The sequence below is a fragment of the Bordetella sp. BOR01 genome (assembly GCF_019218885.1).
In the GTDB taxonomy this organism is placed as follows: Bacteria; Pseudomonadota; Gammaproteobacteria; order Burkholderiales; family Burkholderiaceae_B; genus Bordetella_A.
In genome coordinates, this window is sequence record NZ_JAHUWT010000004.1 from 368,978 (window position 1) to 384,277 (window position 15,300).

Consider the following 15,300-nt stretch of genomic DNA (forward strand, 5'->3'; position numbering starts at 1 on the left):
CTCTGACATCGATCCATGCTTTTCACCCTGCTTGCCTTTATCGTCGCCCTGGGCATACTCATTACGTTCCATGAGTTGGGCCATTACTGGGTGGCCCGCCTGTGCGGCGTGCGCGTCCTGCGTTTTTCCGTAGGATTCGGCAAGGTGCTGCTGCGCCGCATCGATCGCCATGGCACCGAGTGGGCGGTTTCGGCCATTCCCCTGGGCGGCTACGTCAAGATGCAAGACGACCCGCCAGCCGGCGCCTCGCGTGCCGAGGCCGCGCAGTCGTTCAATACCCAGCCGGTGGGGCGGCGCATCGCCATCGTGGCGGCGGGGCCGCTATTCAACTTGGCGCTGGCCATCATGCTGTATGCCGGCCTGAACCTGGCCGGTACCCAGGAACCCGCCGCGGTGCTCAGCCCGCCGGCGGCCGGCACGCCGGCCGAGCAGGCCGGCTTCCAGGGCGGCGACCGCATCCTGGCCATCGATGGCCGCCAGGTAGCCTCCTGGAACGACGCACGCTGGCGCTTGCTGGACGTACTGTCCACCGGCGGCCAGGCGCAGGTCGACGTGCGCGCCGCCGATGGCGCAACGCAGCAGCGCTCGCTGCAGGTGCCTGGCAACCGCATGGACCCCGCACAGGGCGACCCGCTGGCCGATACCGGGCTGCGCCTGGCCCAGCCCAAGCCCGTCGTACGCGAGGTAGTGGCCGGCGGCGAGGGCGAACACGCCGGTCTGCTCCAGGGCGACCGCATCGTCCGCGTGGGCGATACCCCCGAGCCGGACACCGGCCAACTGGTAAATATCATCCAGCAGCATGCCGGCCAGCCGCTGGCACTGACGCTGCTGCGCGACGGCACCCCCGTGTCGCTGACGGTGGTGCCGCGGGCGGAAACCGTGCAGGGGCAGACCATCGGCCGCATTGGCGTGCAACTGGGCGGCGACCTGCCCATGGTGACGGTCCGTTACGGTCTGTTCGAGAGTATTGGGCGCGCAACGGTGCGCACCTGGGACACCGCCTGGCTGTCGCTGCGCATGATGGGGCGCATGGTGACCGGCGAGGTTTCCTGGCGCAACATCAGCGGTCCCGTCACTATCGCCGACTATGCAGGCCAAACCGCACGCATAGGCATTGCGGCCTACGTGGCCTATCTGGCCCTGATCAGCATCAGCCTGGGCGTTCTGAACCTGTTGCCGATTCCCATGCTGGACGGTGGGCATCTGCTGTACTATCTCGTCGAAATTGTGCGCGGCAGTCCGCCGCCCGACCGATGGATCGATATCGGGCAGCGTGCCGGCATCGGCTTGCTTGCGGGGCTGATGGGACTGGCGCTGTTCAACGATTTCGCCCGTCTGTTCACTTGACCGGCGATCGAATAAAATCCTCCGCCATTTGCTCGACCTAGGATAGCCAAGGACATGTCTTTTCGGATGTTTCATCACAAAAAGGGCGTCATGCCGAGCCTGCTCGCCGCGCTGCTCTTGCCGGCCCTGGCTCATGCGTTCGACCCTTTTGTCGTGCGGGATATCCGCGTAGAAGGCATTCAGCGCACTGACGCCGGCACCGTCTTCGGGTACATCCCGGTCAAGGTCGGCGAGCAATTCACCGATGCCGAGGCTACCGAGGCCGTGCGCCGGCTGTACGGCACGGGCTTCTTCAGCGACGTCAGGATCGAAACCGACAACGACGTCGTGGTGGTGGTGGTGCAAGAACGCCCGACCATCGCGTCCGTCACGTTCAGCGGCATGCGCGAGTTCGATTCCAAGGCCATCACCAAGTCGCTGATGCAGGTGGGCTTTGGCGAAGGGCGCATCTTCGATCAGTCCATGCTCGAACGGGCCGAGTTCGAACTCAAAGAGCAGTATCTGGGCAAGGGCAAGTACGGCGTCGAGGTCACCTCCACCGTCACGCCGCTGCCGCGCAATCGCGTCGGCGTGAGCTTCGACGTGTTCGAAGGCGAGGTCGCCAAAATTCGCCAGATCAGCGTCGTGGGCAACAAGGCGTTCTCGGAAAGCGAACTGCTCGACTTGTTCGACCTGACCACGCCCGGCTGGCTGACCTGGTATACCAACACCGACAAGTACTCGCGCGAAAAGCTCGAGGGCGACATGGAGCGCCTGCGTTCGTTCTACCTGGACCAAGGCTACCTGGAATTCTCGGTCGAGCCTCCGCAAGTCACCATCTCGCCCGATCGCAAAGACATCTACATCACGGTCACGCTGCACGAGGGCGAGCCCTACAAGGTACGCAGCGTCAAGCTGGCCGGCAACCTGCTGGGCCTGGACAAGGAAATCAACAACCGGGTGCAGGTCAAGGAAGGCGAAACGTTCTCGGCCGCGCAGGCCAACGATTCCGCCAAGGCCATTACCGACTATCTGGGCGAACTGGGCTACGCGTTTGCCAACGTCAACCCGAACCCCACGCTCGACCGCGCCAAGCACGAGGCCGACGTCACGTTCTACGTCGATCCCAGCCGCCGTGTCTACGTGCGCCGCATCCAGATCGGCGGCAACACGCGCACCCGCGATGAAGTCGTGCGCCGTGAAATGCGCCAGGAAGAGTCCGCGTGGTACGACTCGGGCGACCTGAAAGTCTCGCGCGACCGTATCGACCGCCTGGGGTACTTCAGTGAAGTCAACGTCGCCACCGACCCGGTGCCGGGCTCGCCCGACCAGGTCGACGTCAACGTCGACGTGAAAGAAAAACCCACCGGCATGATCAACCTGGGCGTGGGCTACGGCTCGTCCGAGAAGGCCATCCTGTCGGCCGGTATCAGCGAAGACAACGTGTTCGGCAGCGGCACCAACCTGACGCTGCAGTTCAACACCAGCAAGACCAACCGCGCGGCCGTGCTGTCCCACACCGACCCGTACTTCACCAAAGACGGCATCAGCCGCACGACGTCGGCGTACTACCGCGTTACCGAGCCCTGGGACAACAACGACGGCGACTACCGCGTCAAGGCCATGGGCCTGGGCATGAACTTCGGCGTACCGATTTCCGAGTACGACCGCATCTTCCTGGGCGGCACGTTCGAGCGCAACCAGATCGACCTGTACAACAACTCGCCGCTGGCCTATCGCGAATTCGTCGACCAGTACGGCGACAGCACCAATGCGTTCATCTTTAACGCCGGTTGGTCGAAAGACACGCGCGACAGCGGCCTGGCGCCCACCAAGGGTTCGTACACCCGCCTGAAGGGCGATTTCTCGACCATGGACCTGAAGTACTATCTGCTGACCGCCCAGCAGCAGTACTACATCCCGCTGGGCCGCAGCTATACGCTGGCGCTCAACGGCATGATCGATTACGGCCGCAGCTATGGCAGCCTGGACTACCCGGTCATCAAGAACGTGTATGCCGGCGGCATCGGTACGGTGCGCGGTTACGACGGCGCCTCGCTGGGTCCGCGCGATTCGCTTACCGGCGACTACCTGGGCGGCTCGCGGCGTATCGTGGCCAACGCGCAGCTCTACCTGCCGTTCCCGGGGGCTTCGAAAGACCGTACCCTGCGCTGGTTCGTGTTCGCCGACGCTGGCCAGGTGGCTGCCGGCAGCGGCATGAAATGTACCGCCGGCGAGCCGGGCAACGAGGTCGAAGACCCCTGCGGCTGGCGCTACTCGGCCGGTATCGGCCTGTCGTGGCAGTCGCCCCTGGGTCCGCTGCAGCTGTCGTACGCGCGGCCGCTCAATGCCAAGTCGGGCGACGACCGCCAGAGTTTCCAGTTCCAGATCGGCACGGGCTTCTAGCCGCCGTGACGGTTACGCCTGATCACACGGGCAAGGCGCCGCGCGCCGGGATTTTGCCCGTTTAGTGGCACAATATCGGTTTTGCTTTACCTCATTGGAAGGTGAGATTTTCATGATGTCTGATTTCGCACTCAACACCTCGAGTCCTACGCGCGTCAAACGCGTCGGCAAACTGCGCGGTACGCTGGCCTTGGCGGGTGCGCTGCTCCTGGGTTCCGTCGTAGCGCTGCCGGCGCACGCACAAGGCACCAAGATCGGCTTCGTGAACACCGAGCGCATCCTGCGTGAATCGGGGCCGGCCAAGGCTGCGCAAAGCAAGATCGAATCCGAATTCAAGAAGCGCGACGACGAGCTCCAGCGCCTGAGCAACGGCCTGCGTGCCCAGGCTGAGAAGTTCGACAAAGACGCGCCGGTGCTGTCGGAATCCGACCGCGTCAATCGCCAACGCGATCTGTCGCGCATGGACACCGAACTGCAGCGCAAGCGCCGCGAGTTCCAGGAAGACTTCAATCGCCGTCGCAACGAAGAGTTTTCTTCCATCGTGACCAAGGCCAACCAGGCCATCAAGCGCATTGCCGAGCAGGAAAACTACGACCTGATCGTCCAGGATGCGGTTACCGTCAATCCGCGCGTCGACATCACCGACAAGGTGATCCAGGCTCTCGGTAAGTAAGCGCAGGCGCCGTACGCATGCCGATCCTGCTGGATCTCGCCCGCGCGCCGGCCCTGGATGACTTGCTGGCTGCCGCCAATACGCAGGGCCTGGACTGGCGTATCGAAGCGGTTCCGGGCGCCGTGCTGCCCCGGATCCGCGGCATAGGCACCCTGGCATCGGCCGGGGCCGAAGAAATCAGCTTCCTGACCAACCCGCGCTACCAGAGCCAATTGGCGGGTACGCGGGCGGCTGCCGTCATCGTCACGCCCGACGCCGCCCAGGCGCTGGCCGACGACCCCAAGGCCCCCGCCTGCGCGCGGGTGGTCTGCCCCCATCCTTATCTGCTGTATGCGCGGCTTGCGCAATGGTTCGACGCCGCGCGCCAGCCCAGGCTGCCGGCCAGCGTCCATCCGCTGGCTGTCGTGGCGCCCGACGCCATGATCGAAGAAGACGTCCGCATCGGCCCGCATTGCGTGGTGGAGTCCGGTGCGCGCGTCGGTCGTGGCAGCACGCTGGGCCCGGGATGCGTTATCGGCCCCGGCTCCAGCCTGGGCCCCGACTGCCTGCTGCATGCCCGCGTCACCTTGTATGGCAATGTGCGCATCGGTGCGCGCGCCATCTTGCATAGCGGCGTGGTGCTGGGTGCCGATGGCTTCGGCTTCGCACCCGACCCGACGCTGGGGCAGGGCGCCTGGGGCAAGATCGCCCAGCTTGGCGGTGTACGCATCGGCGACGATGTCGAGGTCGGTGCCAATACCACCATCGACCGCGGCGCCCTCGAAGACACCGATATCGGCGACGGCGTCAAGCTCGACAACCAGATCATGCTGGGCCACAACGTGCGCATCGGCGCGCACACCGCCATGGCGGCGTGCGTGGGCGTGGCGGGTTCCACGGTCATCGGCGCCCGCTGCACGATAGGCGGGGCGGCCATGCTGTCGGGCCACCTGACCCTGGCCGACGATGTCCATATCTCGGGCGGTACCGCCGTAACCTCCAGCATTTCGCAGCCGGGGCGCTATACGGGCGTGTATCCTTACGCCGAGCACGGGCAATGGCAGCGCAACGCCGCCGTGATACAACAACTGTCGCACCTGCGCCGCCGCCTGCGGACGCTGGAAAAGGCCTGACCCGCCGCCGGCAAGCGGCGGTGCGTCAACATAATTCAAAACGGTAGGAAATTTTACGAAATGGAACTCGACATCAAGGCGATCATGGAGCGCTTGCCGCATCGGTATCCGATGTTGCTCATCGATCGCGTGCTGGATATCGTGCCCGGCAAATCCATTGTCGCCATCAAGAACGTAACGATCAACGAGCCGTTCTTCGAAGGCCATTTCCCGCACCATCCCGTCATGCCCGGCGTGCTGATCACCGAAGCCATGGCCCAGGCGGCTGCGCTGTTCTCGTTCACCGACGATGACGGCGGGCTGAAATGCGACAGCGCCAAGACGGCTTACTACCTGGTCGGTATCGACGAGGCCCGGTTCCGCCGCCCTGTCGTGCCGGGTGATCAATTGCGCCTGGAAGTGCATGCAGAACGCCTGAGCCGTGCCATTTGCAAGTACCAGGGCCGGGCCCTGGTCGATGGCCAGGTCGTGGCCGAAGCCAAGCTGATGTGCGCGATCCGCAGCCTGGAAGCCTAAATGTCCGGAAGCATCCATCCCACCGCCCTGATCGACCCGGCCGCGCAAATCGACGGCAGCGTGCGTATCGGGCCGTATTGCGTCGTGGGCCCCGGCGTCACGATCGGTGCCGGGACGGAGATCGGCCCGCACTGCGTGCTGGATGGCATCACCACGATCGGCCGCGATAACCGCTTCTACCGGTTCTGCTCGATCGGCGGCATGCCGCAAGACAAGAAATACGCCGGTGAACCCACCCGGCTGGTGATCGGTGACCGCAATACCGTGCGCGAGTTCACCACGTTCAACACCGGTACCGTGCAAGACGGCGGCGCCACCACCCTGGGCGACGACAACTGGATCATGGCGTACGTGCACATTGCGCACGATTGCCATATCGGCAGCAATACGATTCTGGCCAACTCGGTGCAACTGGGCGGGCACGTTCACGTGGGCGACTGGGCCATCGTGGGCGGATTGACCGGCGTGCACCAGTTCAGCAAGGTCGGTGCCCATAGCATGACCGGCGGCAACAGTTCGCTGATGCAAGACATGCCTCCCTATGTACTGGGCGCCGGCAACCCATGCCGGCCCGTGGGTGTCAACGTCGAGGGCCTGCGCCGGCGCGGCTTCAGCGCATCGGTCATCGCCAGCCTGCGCGAAGCCTACAAGATCATGTTCCGGCGCGGCCTGTCGCTCGATGAAGCGCGTGCCGAGCTGCGCGCCCGGCAGCAGTCGCATCCCGATGCCGACCAGGCGCTGCAGGTGCTGCTGGACTTTGTCGATGCCTCGAACCGGGGCCTCATCCGGCCATGAGCCTCTCCATTGGCATGGTCGCCGGCGAGCCCTCGGGCGACCTGCTGGCCAGCCGCGTCATCGCGGGCTTGCGCCAGCGCGATGCCGGCCTGCGATGCCAGGGTATAGGCGGCCCCGCCATGGATGCCGCCGGCTTCGAGGCCTGGCATCCCATGCACGCGCTGACCGTCTTCGGCTACGTGGATGCGATCAAGCGCCTGCCCGGCCTGTTGCGTACCTATGGCGACGTCAAGCGGCGCTGGCTGAACCAGCCGCCATCGGTGTTCGTGGGTGTGGACGCGCCCGATTTCAACCTGAAGCTCGAGCATCAGTTGCGCCAGGCCGGCACCCCCACGGTGCATTTCGTCGGGCCTTCGATCTGGGCCTGGCGCTACGAACGCATCCACAAGATCCGCGAAGCCGTGTCGCATATGCTGGTGCTGTTTCCGTTCGAGGAGGACCTGTACCGCAAGGAAGGCATACCGGTCACCTACGTGGGACACCCGCTGGCCGACGCCATCCCGGTGCAGCCGGACCGCCAGGCGGCCCGCCGGCGGCTGGGCCTGGATGAAAACGCCCGCGTGCTGGCCATTTTGCCGGGCAGCCGCTCTTCGGAAATCCGCATCCTGGCGCCGCGTTTCCTGCAGGCGGCGCAACGATTGCAGCGGCGCGATCCTGGCCTGATATGCATCGTGCCCATGGTCAATGCGCAGCGGCGCCGCGAATTCGATACCGTGCTGGCGCAATATCCGGTGCGCGGGTTGCGCTGCCTGACCGCCGATGACCAGCCCTCCGGCAAGGATGGTTGGCCGGTGGCCTGGACGGCCCTGGAAGCCAGCGACGCCGTGCTGGTGGCCAGTGGCACGGCCACGCTCGAGACCGCGCTGTTCAAGCGGCCCATGGTCATCTCGTATTACCTGTCGCCCTGGATGCGCCGCATCATGTCCTGGAAGTCGGGCCAGCAGCGGCCGTACCTGCCATGGGTGGGGCTGCCCAATGTGCTGCTGCGCGATTTCGTGGTGCCCGAGCTGTTGCAGGACGATGCCACGCCCGACAAGCTGGCCGAAGCCACCTGGACCGCCCTGACCGACGATGCGCAGGCCGCACGGGTCGAAACGCGCTTTACCGCAATGCATCGCGACCTGACGCGCGATACGGCCAGCCTGGCCGCGCGCGCCATCCTCGAGGTGGCCCATGGCCCAGCATAGCCTGTTCGCCGAGGCCCCCGATTTCGCCGGCATACTGATGGCAGGCGTGGACGAGGCCGGGCGCGGGCCCCTGGCCGGCGGGGTTTATGCCGCCGCCGTGATCCTCGATCCGGGCCGGCCCATCGACGGCCTGGCCGATTCCAAGGTACTGGCCGCCGAGCGGCGCGTAGAGCTCGCCGCACAAATCCAGGAACACGCCATGGCCTGGTGCGTCGCCAGCGCCACGGTACTCGAGATCGATACGCTGAATATCCTGCGCGCGACCTTGCTGGCCATGCAGCGTGCAGTCGAAGGCCTGGGCCATGTGCCCCAGGTGGCCATGGTCGACGGCAATCAGGCCCCCCGGCTGCGCTGCACAGTACAAACCGTGATCAAGGGCGATGCCTTGGTGCCGGCCATATCGGCAGCCTCGATCCTGGCCAAGACCGCCCGCGACGCCGACTTGCTGCGCCTGCATGCCTTGTATCCGCAGTACGGCTTCGATCAGCACAAGGGCTACGGCACGCCGCAGCACATGGAACGGCTGCGCGAACATGGCCCGTGCCCCGAGCATCGGCGCAGCTTCGCGCCGGTGCGCGAGCGCCTGGTCATCGTGCCATGAAGCAGATCGCGTCGCGCGATAATCCCGGATTCAAGCAATTGCAGCGCCTGGCACAGCATGCCGGGCGCCGCGGCGAGCAGGCCATCCTGGAAGGTGTGCATCTGTGCCAGGCCTGGCTGGCCCAGAGCGGCGCGCCGGCGCTGGCCGTGTTCGACGCCGAACGGGTGCAGCGGCCCGAACTGGCCGAGTTGCTGGCTGCGGTACCGCCGCGCCAGGTGCTGTTGCTCGAACCCCGGCTGTTGCGCCAGCTCGAGACCGTCGAAACCGGCCAGGGCGTACTGTTCCTGGTAGACCCGCCGGCCCCCGAATTGCCAGCCCGGCTGGATGAACCCATGGTGTGGCTCGACCGGGTGCAAGACCCCGGCAATGTCGGCACTATTTTGCGCGTATGCGCGGCGGCGGGCATCCAGCGGGTACTGCTGTCAGCGGGCTGCGCAGCGGCCTGGTCGCCCAAGGTGCTGCGCGGCGGCCAGGGCGCCCATTTCGTGCTGGCCCTGCACGAACGCGCCGATCTGCAGGCCTGTACCGCACGGCTGGAAGTGCCGCTGGCCGCCACGACCCTGGAGGGCGCCCAGGACCTGTACGCGACCCGCCTGCCGCCGGCCTGCGCCTGGGTGTTCGGCCACGAAGGGCAGGGCGTGGAGCCCGCCCTGCAGCAGGCCGCCGCGCTACGCGTGCGTATCGATCACGCGCCGGCCATCGAGTCGCTGAACGTGGCGGTGGCAGTCGCGCTATGCCTCTTCGAGCAACGCCGGCAGATCCACGCACCCCGCGCATGATCAACAGGTGCGGCCAGACCGGGGACGCCGCGAGGCGGGATGCGCGCAGCGCTTCGGAAGGGGCCTTTCAATTCGAGCGCCCCAGCCCGACTTCCTGCATGACGGTGGTGGCGATCTCCTCGATCGACTTGGTGGTGCTGGACAGCCACGAAATGCCTTCCCGCCGCATCATGCGTTCGGCCTCGGCCACTTCGTAGCGGCATTGTTCCAGCTTGGCGTATTTGCTGTTGGGACGGCGTTCGTTGCGGACTTCGGCCAGGCGTTCGGGCTGGATCGACAGACCGAACAGCTTGGCCCGGTGCGGCACCACCGTCGAGGGCAGGGTGCCGCGCTCGAAATCGTCGGGGGTCAGGGGGAAATTGGCCGCCTTGATGGCGTACTGCATGGCCAGGTACAGGCTGGTGGGTGTCTTGCCGCAGCGCGATACGCCCACCAGGATGACGTCGGCCTGGTCCAGCTGGGTAATGAACTGCCCGTCATCGTGGGCCAGGCTGAAATTGATGGCGTCGATTCGGTTGCGGTATTGCTCGGAATTCGCCGCCATGTGGGAACGGCCGATCGAGTGGCTGGATTTCAGGCCCAGGGCTTGCTCGATATGGCCCACGAAAGTGCCGAACAGGTCCAGGAAGATGCCATCGGCGCCGCGCACGCATTCCATGCTGAGCGGGTCGACCAGGGTGCTGAACACAATCGGCGGCACCCCTGTTTCGAGGGCATTGCGGTCGATGCGGGCGGCCACTTCCCGGGCCTTATCCAGCGTGTCGATGAAGGGCAGGCGAATCGGCCTGAAACGGACCTGTTCAAACTGCGAAAGCACCGAGTGGCTAAAGGTCTCGGCGGTGATGCCGGTACTGTCTGAAACGATGTAGACAGTCCGTTCGATAGGGGTCGAAGCCATATGTAAAATATTCCAACCAAAGAGGAAAGCCATGGTGCCCGACCGGGTACAATCTGACCCCGATATAAGTCACCCCAAGAGCGGTCCAAGGCCAGTTTGGTCAGCGCATCCTGATGCATTGACCAAACTCGCTTTCTCTCCATTGTAAAAGGTGACTTCAATGTCGTATGTCGTTTCGTTCGAGCAGCTCCGGATGACGGATGTGGACTCGGTAGGAGGCAAAAACGCATCGCTAGGTGAAATGATCAGCCAGCTGTCCGGCGCGGGGGTTCGCGTGCCGGGCGGCTTCGCTACGACCGCCGAAGCATTCCGCGATTTCCTCAAGGCATCGGGCCTCGATCAGCGCATCGCCACCCGCCTCAGTACCCTCAACCCCGAAGACGTTCGCGAACTGGCCACGGCCGGCGCCGAGATCCGGCAATGGATCATCGAGGCTCCGTTCTCGCCCGAGTTCGAACAACAGATCCGCACCGCCTTTGCCGGGCTCGATGCCGACGGCAAGGGTTCGTTTGCCGTGCGCTCGTCGGCTACCGCCGAAGACTTGCCCGATGCCTCGTTTGCCGGCCAGCAGGAAACCTTCCTGAACGTGGTGGGCATCGACGATGTGCTGGACAAGATTCGCCACGTATTCGCCTCGCTGTACAACGACCGCGCCATTTCCTACCGCGTGCACAAAGGCTACGCGCATGCCGAAGTGGCGCTGTCGGCGGGCGTGCAGCGCATGGTGCGCTCCGACAAGGGCAGCGCCGGCGTGATGTTCACCATCGATACCGAGTCCGGCTTCCAGGAAGTGGTGTTCATCACCTCGTCGTACGGCCTGGGTGAAACCGTGGTGCAAGGGGCAGTCAATCCCGACGAATTCTACGTCTTCAAGCCCACGCTCGAGCAGGGCCACTATCCCATTGTCAGCCGCCGCATCGGTTCCAAGCTGATCAAGATGGAGTTCGACCCCGAACGTCCCGAGGGCCGTGCCGTGCGCACCGTGGACGTTCCGGTCTCCGAACGCAATCGCTATTCGCTTACCGACGACGAAGTGTCCGAACTGGCGCGCTACGCCGTCATCATCGAGAAGCACTATGGCCGCCCCATGGATATCGAATGGGGCCGCGACGGCATCGACGGCAAGATCTACATCCTGCAGGCGCGTCCCGAAACCGTGAAGTCGCAGCAAGGCGGCAATGACGTGCAGCAGCGCTACCGCCTGAAGGCCACCGGCCAGGTGCTGATCACGGGCCGCGCCATCGGCCAGAAGATCGGGGCGGGCCCGGTGCGGGTGGTGGGCGACATTTCCGAAATGGACAAGGTCCAGCCTGGCGATGTCCTGGTCACCGACATGACCGATCCCAACTGGGAACCGGTCATGAAGCGTGCCTCGGCCATCGTGACCAACCGTGGCGGCCGTACCTGCCACGCAGCCATCATTGCGCGCGAACTGGGCATCCCCGCCGTGGTGGGTTGCGGCGAAGCCACCGACGTGCTGAAAGAAGGGCAGGCCGTCACCGTATCGTGCGCCGAGGGCGACGAGGGCCGCATCTACGATGGCCTGATCGAGACCGAGGTCGAGGAAGTGCGCCGCGGCGAAATGCCGCCCATCGACATCAAGATCATGATGAACGTGGGCAACCCGCAACTGGCGTTCGATTTCGCGCAGATTCCCAATTCGGGCGTGGGCCTGGCCCGGCTGGAATTCATCATCAACAACAACATCGGCATCCACCCGAAGGCGGTGCTCGACTACCCCAACGTCGACGGCGAACTGAAGAAGGCCGTCGAATCGGCCGCGCGCGGCTATGCCAGCCCACGCGCCTTCTTTGTCGAGAAACTGGCTGAGGGCATTGCCACCATCGCGGCCGCATTCTGGCCCAAGTCGGTCATCGTGCGCATGTCGGATTTCAAGTCGAATGAATACCGCAAGTTGGTGGGCGGTTCGCGCTATGAGCCCGAGGAAGAGAATCCCATGCTGGGTTTCCGTGGCGCATCGCGCTATATCGCCGCGGACTTCGCCGAGTGCTTCCGCATGGAATGCGAGGCCCTGAAGAAAGTGCGCGACGAAATGGGCCTGACCAACGTCGAGATCATGGTGCCGTTCGTGCGCACCTTGAGCCAGGCCGAGCGCGTGGTCGAGCTGCTGGCCGCACGGGGCCTGGCGCGCGGCGAGAACGGCTTGAAGCTGATCATGATGTGCGAAGTGCCGTCCAACGCGATTCTGGCCGATGAGTTCCTGCAGTACTTCGACGGGTTCTCGATAGGCTCGAACGACATGACCCAGCTTACGCTGGGCCTGGATCGCGATTCGGGCATGGAACTGCTGGCGGCCGACTTCGACGAGCGCGACGAGGCGGTCAAGTTCATGCTGCGCCGCGCGATCAAGGCGTGCCTGGCGGCCAACAAGTACGTGGGCATCTGCGGCCAGGGCCCCAGCGACCATCCCGATTTCGCCCAGTGGCTCAAGGACGAGGGCATCCTGTCCATGTCGCTGAATCCGGATACGGTGGTCGATACCTGGCAGCGGCTGGCCAAATAAGCGGGCGGCCCCCCAAGCTTCGAACCCTGCGCTGCGGCGCAGGGTTTTTTTTTGGCCTGCGGCCGCCACCGCCCCGGCAAGCGGGCATTGACCGTGGGGACGCCGATCACCGCGTCGCTGTCCGTATCGGCGGAGTTCTGAACCCGGGCCAGGCTGGCAATGCTAGGGGCGTGCTGCAGTGGCCGATTGGCGCAGCCCCAGGAATCGGCGCAGCAGGCCGGCCGCGGTGGGAGTAGGGCGCAAGGTGCTGGCCAAGCGGGCCGCATCGAGTCCTTCGCGTGCATAGTCGGCCTGGTAGCGCTGCAAGTGATCGTGCATGAACTCCGGGCCGAATTCAGGATGAAATTGAGCCGAATAGACGCGCGGCGACCACCGAACCAATTGGTGCGCATCGAGCGCGGAACGCGCCAGGGCGACGGCTCCGGCGGGTAGCCGCGTGACGGTCTGGGCGTGCAGCAACTGCGCCGGGAAGGTGACCGGCAGGCCGGACATCAGGGGGTCGCCTGCGGCTGCCGGCAGGCATTCGATGGCCTGCGTGCCCAGCTCGCGTCCCTGTGGGTTGTAATCGACGGCGCCGCCCAGGGCATGGGCCAGCAACTGGTGGCCGTAGCACACGCCGAATATGGGCGTGCCTGCCAGCGCGGCTTGCTGCAGCCAGGCCGCGGCTTGTTCGCTCCAGGGTTCGTGGTCGGTGACCATGGCGGGCGAACCGGTGATCAGCGCCGCCCGGTAGGCCGACGGTGCCAGGGGCTGCTCGCCCGCGTGGACGCGTACGATGTGTGCCGCCTCGGGTTCCAGGCCGGCGGCGTGACGCAGCATTTGCGCGTAGTCGCCATGGCATAGTCGCAGGGCGTCGTCGGGGTCGCCGGTGTGCAGGATAAGGACCGGCAGTGTAGAGGCGGCAGGAGCGTTCATGAGTGTGATGATAGTCGCCATGGCACGATTTCGCACCGGGACAGGGCGGAAATCCGTACAATCGACGCGGTATTCAACTTGAACGAGGCAATGATGATGTGGATCTGGTTCGGGTTGGCCGCGGCCGCACTGATCGGCGAAGTCGCCAGCGGCACGTTCTATTTGCTGCTGGTGGCGCTGGGCCTGGTGGCTGGCGGCATTGCCGCCTGGCTGGCCGCCGGCTTCGAGTGGCAGTTGGTGGTTTGCGCCGTCGTGGCGCTGGCCGGGCTGCTGGTGCTGCGCCGCACGGGCGTACTGAAAAAACGTGAAATCGACGCTGGCCGCAATGCCGATGTCAACATGGACATCGGCCAGACGGTCGAAGTCGAGGCCTGGTCCGAGGCCGGGCTGGCACGAGTCTGGTACCGGGGCGCCCATTGGCAGGCCGAACTGGCCGCCGGACAGCCCAGCGCGCCGGGCTTGCACGTCATTGCCGAAGTCCGCGGCACGCGCCTGGTGCTGGCCCCCAGGCAAACCGCCGGCCGTCCCTGAGCCGGTTCACTCTCTCTTCCACGCAGGATATCTTCCATGATGCTCGATACCTCCACCATCGCCCTGATCGTACTGGTCGTCCTGGCGTTGCTGATCATTATCAGGGCCATTGCCATCGTGCCCCAGCAGCATGCCTGGGTTGTCGAGCGGCTGGGCAAATTCGATCGCGTGCTGTCGCCGGGCGCGGGATTCGTCATACCGTTCATCGAGCGGATTTCGTACAAGCATTCGCTGAAGGAAATTCCCCTGGACGTACCCAGCCAGGTTTGCATCACGCGCGACAACACGCAGTTGCAGGTCGACGGGGTGCTGTATTTCCAAGTCACTGACGCGATGCGGGCCTCGTACGGCTCGTCGAACTACATCTCGGCCATCACGCAGTTGTCGCAGACCACTCTGCGCTCGGTGATCGGCAAGATGGAACTCGACCGCACCTTCGAAGAGCGCGAAATCATCAACAGCACCGTCGTGGCTTCGTTGGACGAGGCCGCGCTGAACTGGGGCGTGAAGGTGCTGCGCTATGAAATCAAAGACCTGACGCCGCCCAACGAGATCCTGCGCTCCATGCAGGCGCAGATTACCGCCGAACGCGAAAAGCGGGCCTTGATTGCCGCGTCGGAAGGCCGCCGCCAGGAACAGATCAATATCGCCACCGGCGAACGGGAAGCCGCCATTGCCCGCTCGGAAGGCGAGAAGCAGGCGCAGATCAACCAGGCGCAGGGCGAGGCCGCGGCAGTGCTGGCCATCGCCGAGGCCACGGCCAAGGCCATTGCCCAAGTCGGCGAGGCCGTGCGCCAGCCGGGCGGCATGGAAGCGGTGAACCTGAAAGTGGCAGAACGCTACGTAGAGGCTTTCGGCAACGTGGCCAAGGAAGGCAATACGCTGATCCTGCCGTCGAACCTGTCGGACGTGGGCGGCCTGATTGCCTCGGCAATGGCCATAGTAAAGACCAGCAAGTGAGACCCGCCCCCGAAGCGCTGGCGGACCGGCAGAGCCGGCTCCGCGGCGTCCCCGATTGGGCCGCATCTGTTTCTTGC

General features: G+C 65.0%; 14 protein-coding genes. 12 read left to right on the forward strand and 2 right to left on the reverse strand.

What is annotated here, in order from left to right; genetic code table 11:
- The first annotated feature begins 15 nt into the window (after positions 1 to 15).
- The 9 genes from rseP to KW845_RS23540 all read left to right on the forward strand — a co-directional run bounded on the left by rseP (position 16) and on the right by KW845_RS23540 (position 9,395).
- Positions 16 to 1,347 (forward strand): RIP metalloprotease RseP, encoded by a 1,332-nt coding sequence (rseP, locus tag KW845_RS23500; RefSeq protein WP_218371781.1) that lies wholly within the window; start codon positions 16 to 18, stop codon positions 1,345 to 1,347.
- 54 nt (positions 1,348 to 1,401) lie between these two features.
- The gene (gene bamA / locus KW845_RS23505) at positions 1,402 to 3,732 is read left to right on the forward strand and encodes an outer membrane protein assembly factor BamA (protein ID WP_218371782.1); all 2,331 of its coding nucleotides are present in this window, start codon (positions 1,402 to 1,404) and stop codon (positions 3,730 to 3,732) included.
- A 112-nt stretch (positions 3,733 to 3,844) separates the two neighbouring features.
- The gene (locus KW845_RS23510; RefSeq protein WP_218371783.1) at positions 3,845 to 4,405 is read left to right on the forward strand and encodes an OmpH family outer membrane protein; all 561 of its coding nucleotides are present in this window, start codon (positions 3,845 to 3,847) and stop codon (positions 4,403 to 4,405) included.
- Positions 4,406 to 4,422: 17 nt separating this feature from the next.
- The gene (lpxD, locus tag KW845_RS23515) at positions 4,423 to 5,517 is read left to right on the forward strand and encodes a UDP-3-O-(3-hydroxymyristoyl)glucosamine N-acyltransferase (protein ID WP_218371784.1); all 1,095 of its coding nucleotides are present in this window, start codon (positions 4,423 to 4,425) and stop codon (positions 5,515 to 5,517) included.
- A 60-nt stretch (positions 5,518 to 5,577) separates the two neighbouring features.
- Complete coding sequence (fabZ, locus tag KW845_RS23520) at positions 5,578 to 6,033, forward strand: 3-hydroxyacyl-ACP dehydratase FabZ (protein WP_218371785.1); 456 nt, start codon at positions 5,578 to 5,580, stop codon at positions 6,031 to 6,033.
- Positions 6,034 to 6,828, forward strand: a complete 795-nt coding sequence (gene lpxA / locus KW845_RS23525; protein WP_218371786.1) for an acyl-ACP--UDP-N-acetylglucosamine O-acyltransferase — start codon at positions 6,034 to 6,036, stop codon at positions 6,826 to 6,828.
- The gene (lpxB, locus tag KW845_RS23530; protein ID WP_218371787.1) at positions 6,825 to 8,015 is read left to right on the forward strand and encodes a lipid-A-disaccharide synthase; all 1,191 of its coding nucleotides are present in this window, start codon (positions 6,825 to 6,827) and stop codon (positions 8,013 to 8,015) included. The genes lpxA and lpxB overlap by 4 nt, the downstream gene beginning before the upstream one ends.
- Complete coding sequence (gene rnhB, locus KW845_RS23535) at positions 8,002 to 8,616, forward strand: ribonuclease HII (protein ID WP_218371788.1); 615 nt, start codon at positions 8,002 to 8,004, stop codon at positions 8,614 to 8,616. Before lpxB ends, rnhB begins: the two co-directional genes overlap by 14 nt.
- Positions 8,613 to 9,395, forward strand: a complete 783-nt coding sequence (locus tag KW845_RS23540; protein ID WP_218371789.1) for an RNA methyltransferase — start codon at positions 8,613 to 8,615, stop codon at positions 9,393 to 9,395. The genes rnhB and KW845_RS23540 overlap by 4 nt, the downstream gene beginning before the upstream one ends.
- 67 nt (positions 9,396 to 9,462) lie before the next feature.
- Here KW845_RS23540 and KW845_RS23545 read toward each other — a convergent pair whose 3' ends face one another.
- Complete coding sequence (locus KW845_RS23545) at positions 9,463 to 10,293, reverse strand: pyruvate, water dikinase regulatory protein (RefSeq protein WP_218371790.1); 831 nt, start codon at positions 10,291 to 10,293, stop codon at positions 9,463 to 9,465.
- A gap of 160 nt (positions 10,294 to 10,453) precedes the next feature.
- On the opposite strand from KW845_RS23545, the gene ppsA reads away from it, so the two are divergent.
- Positions 10,454 to 12,817 carry a phosphoenolpyruvate synthase gene (gene ppsA / locus KW845_RS23550; RefSeq protein ID WP_218371791.1) on the forward strand — a complete coding sequence of 788 codons (2,364 nt, stop codon included), beginning with the start codon at positions 10,454 to 10,456 and terminating at the stop codon, positions 12,815 to 12,817.
- A 162-nt stretch (positions 12,818 to 12,979) separates the two neighbouring features.
- Here the strand turns inward: ppsA and KW845_RS23555 are convergent, their stop codons facing one another.
- Entirely contained in the window at positions 12,980 to 13,732 is a 753-nt protein-coding gene (locus KW845_RS23555) for a glutamine amidotransferase (protein ID WP_218371792.1), read from the reverse strand.
- 96 nt (positions 13,733 to 13,828) lie between these two features.
- Between KW845_RS23555 and KW845_RS23560 the strand changes: the two genes are divergently transcribed.
- Both KW845_RS23560 and KW845_RS23565 read left to right on the forward strand, forming a co-directional pair.
- Positions 13,829 to 14,263, forward strand: coding sequence for an NfeD family protein (locus KW845_RS23560; RefSeq protein ID WP_218372150.1), 435 nt, complete (start codon positions 13,829 to 13,831; stop codon positions 14,261 to 14,263).
- 39 nt (positions 14,264 to 14,302) lie between these two features.
- Entirely contained in the window at positions 14,303 to 15,223 is a 921-nt protein-coding gene (locus KW845_RS23565) for an SPFH domain-containing protein (RefSeq protein ID WP_218372151.1), read from the forward strand.
- Positions 15,224 to 15,300: the final 77 nt, after the last annotated feature.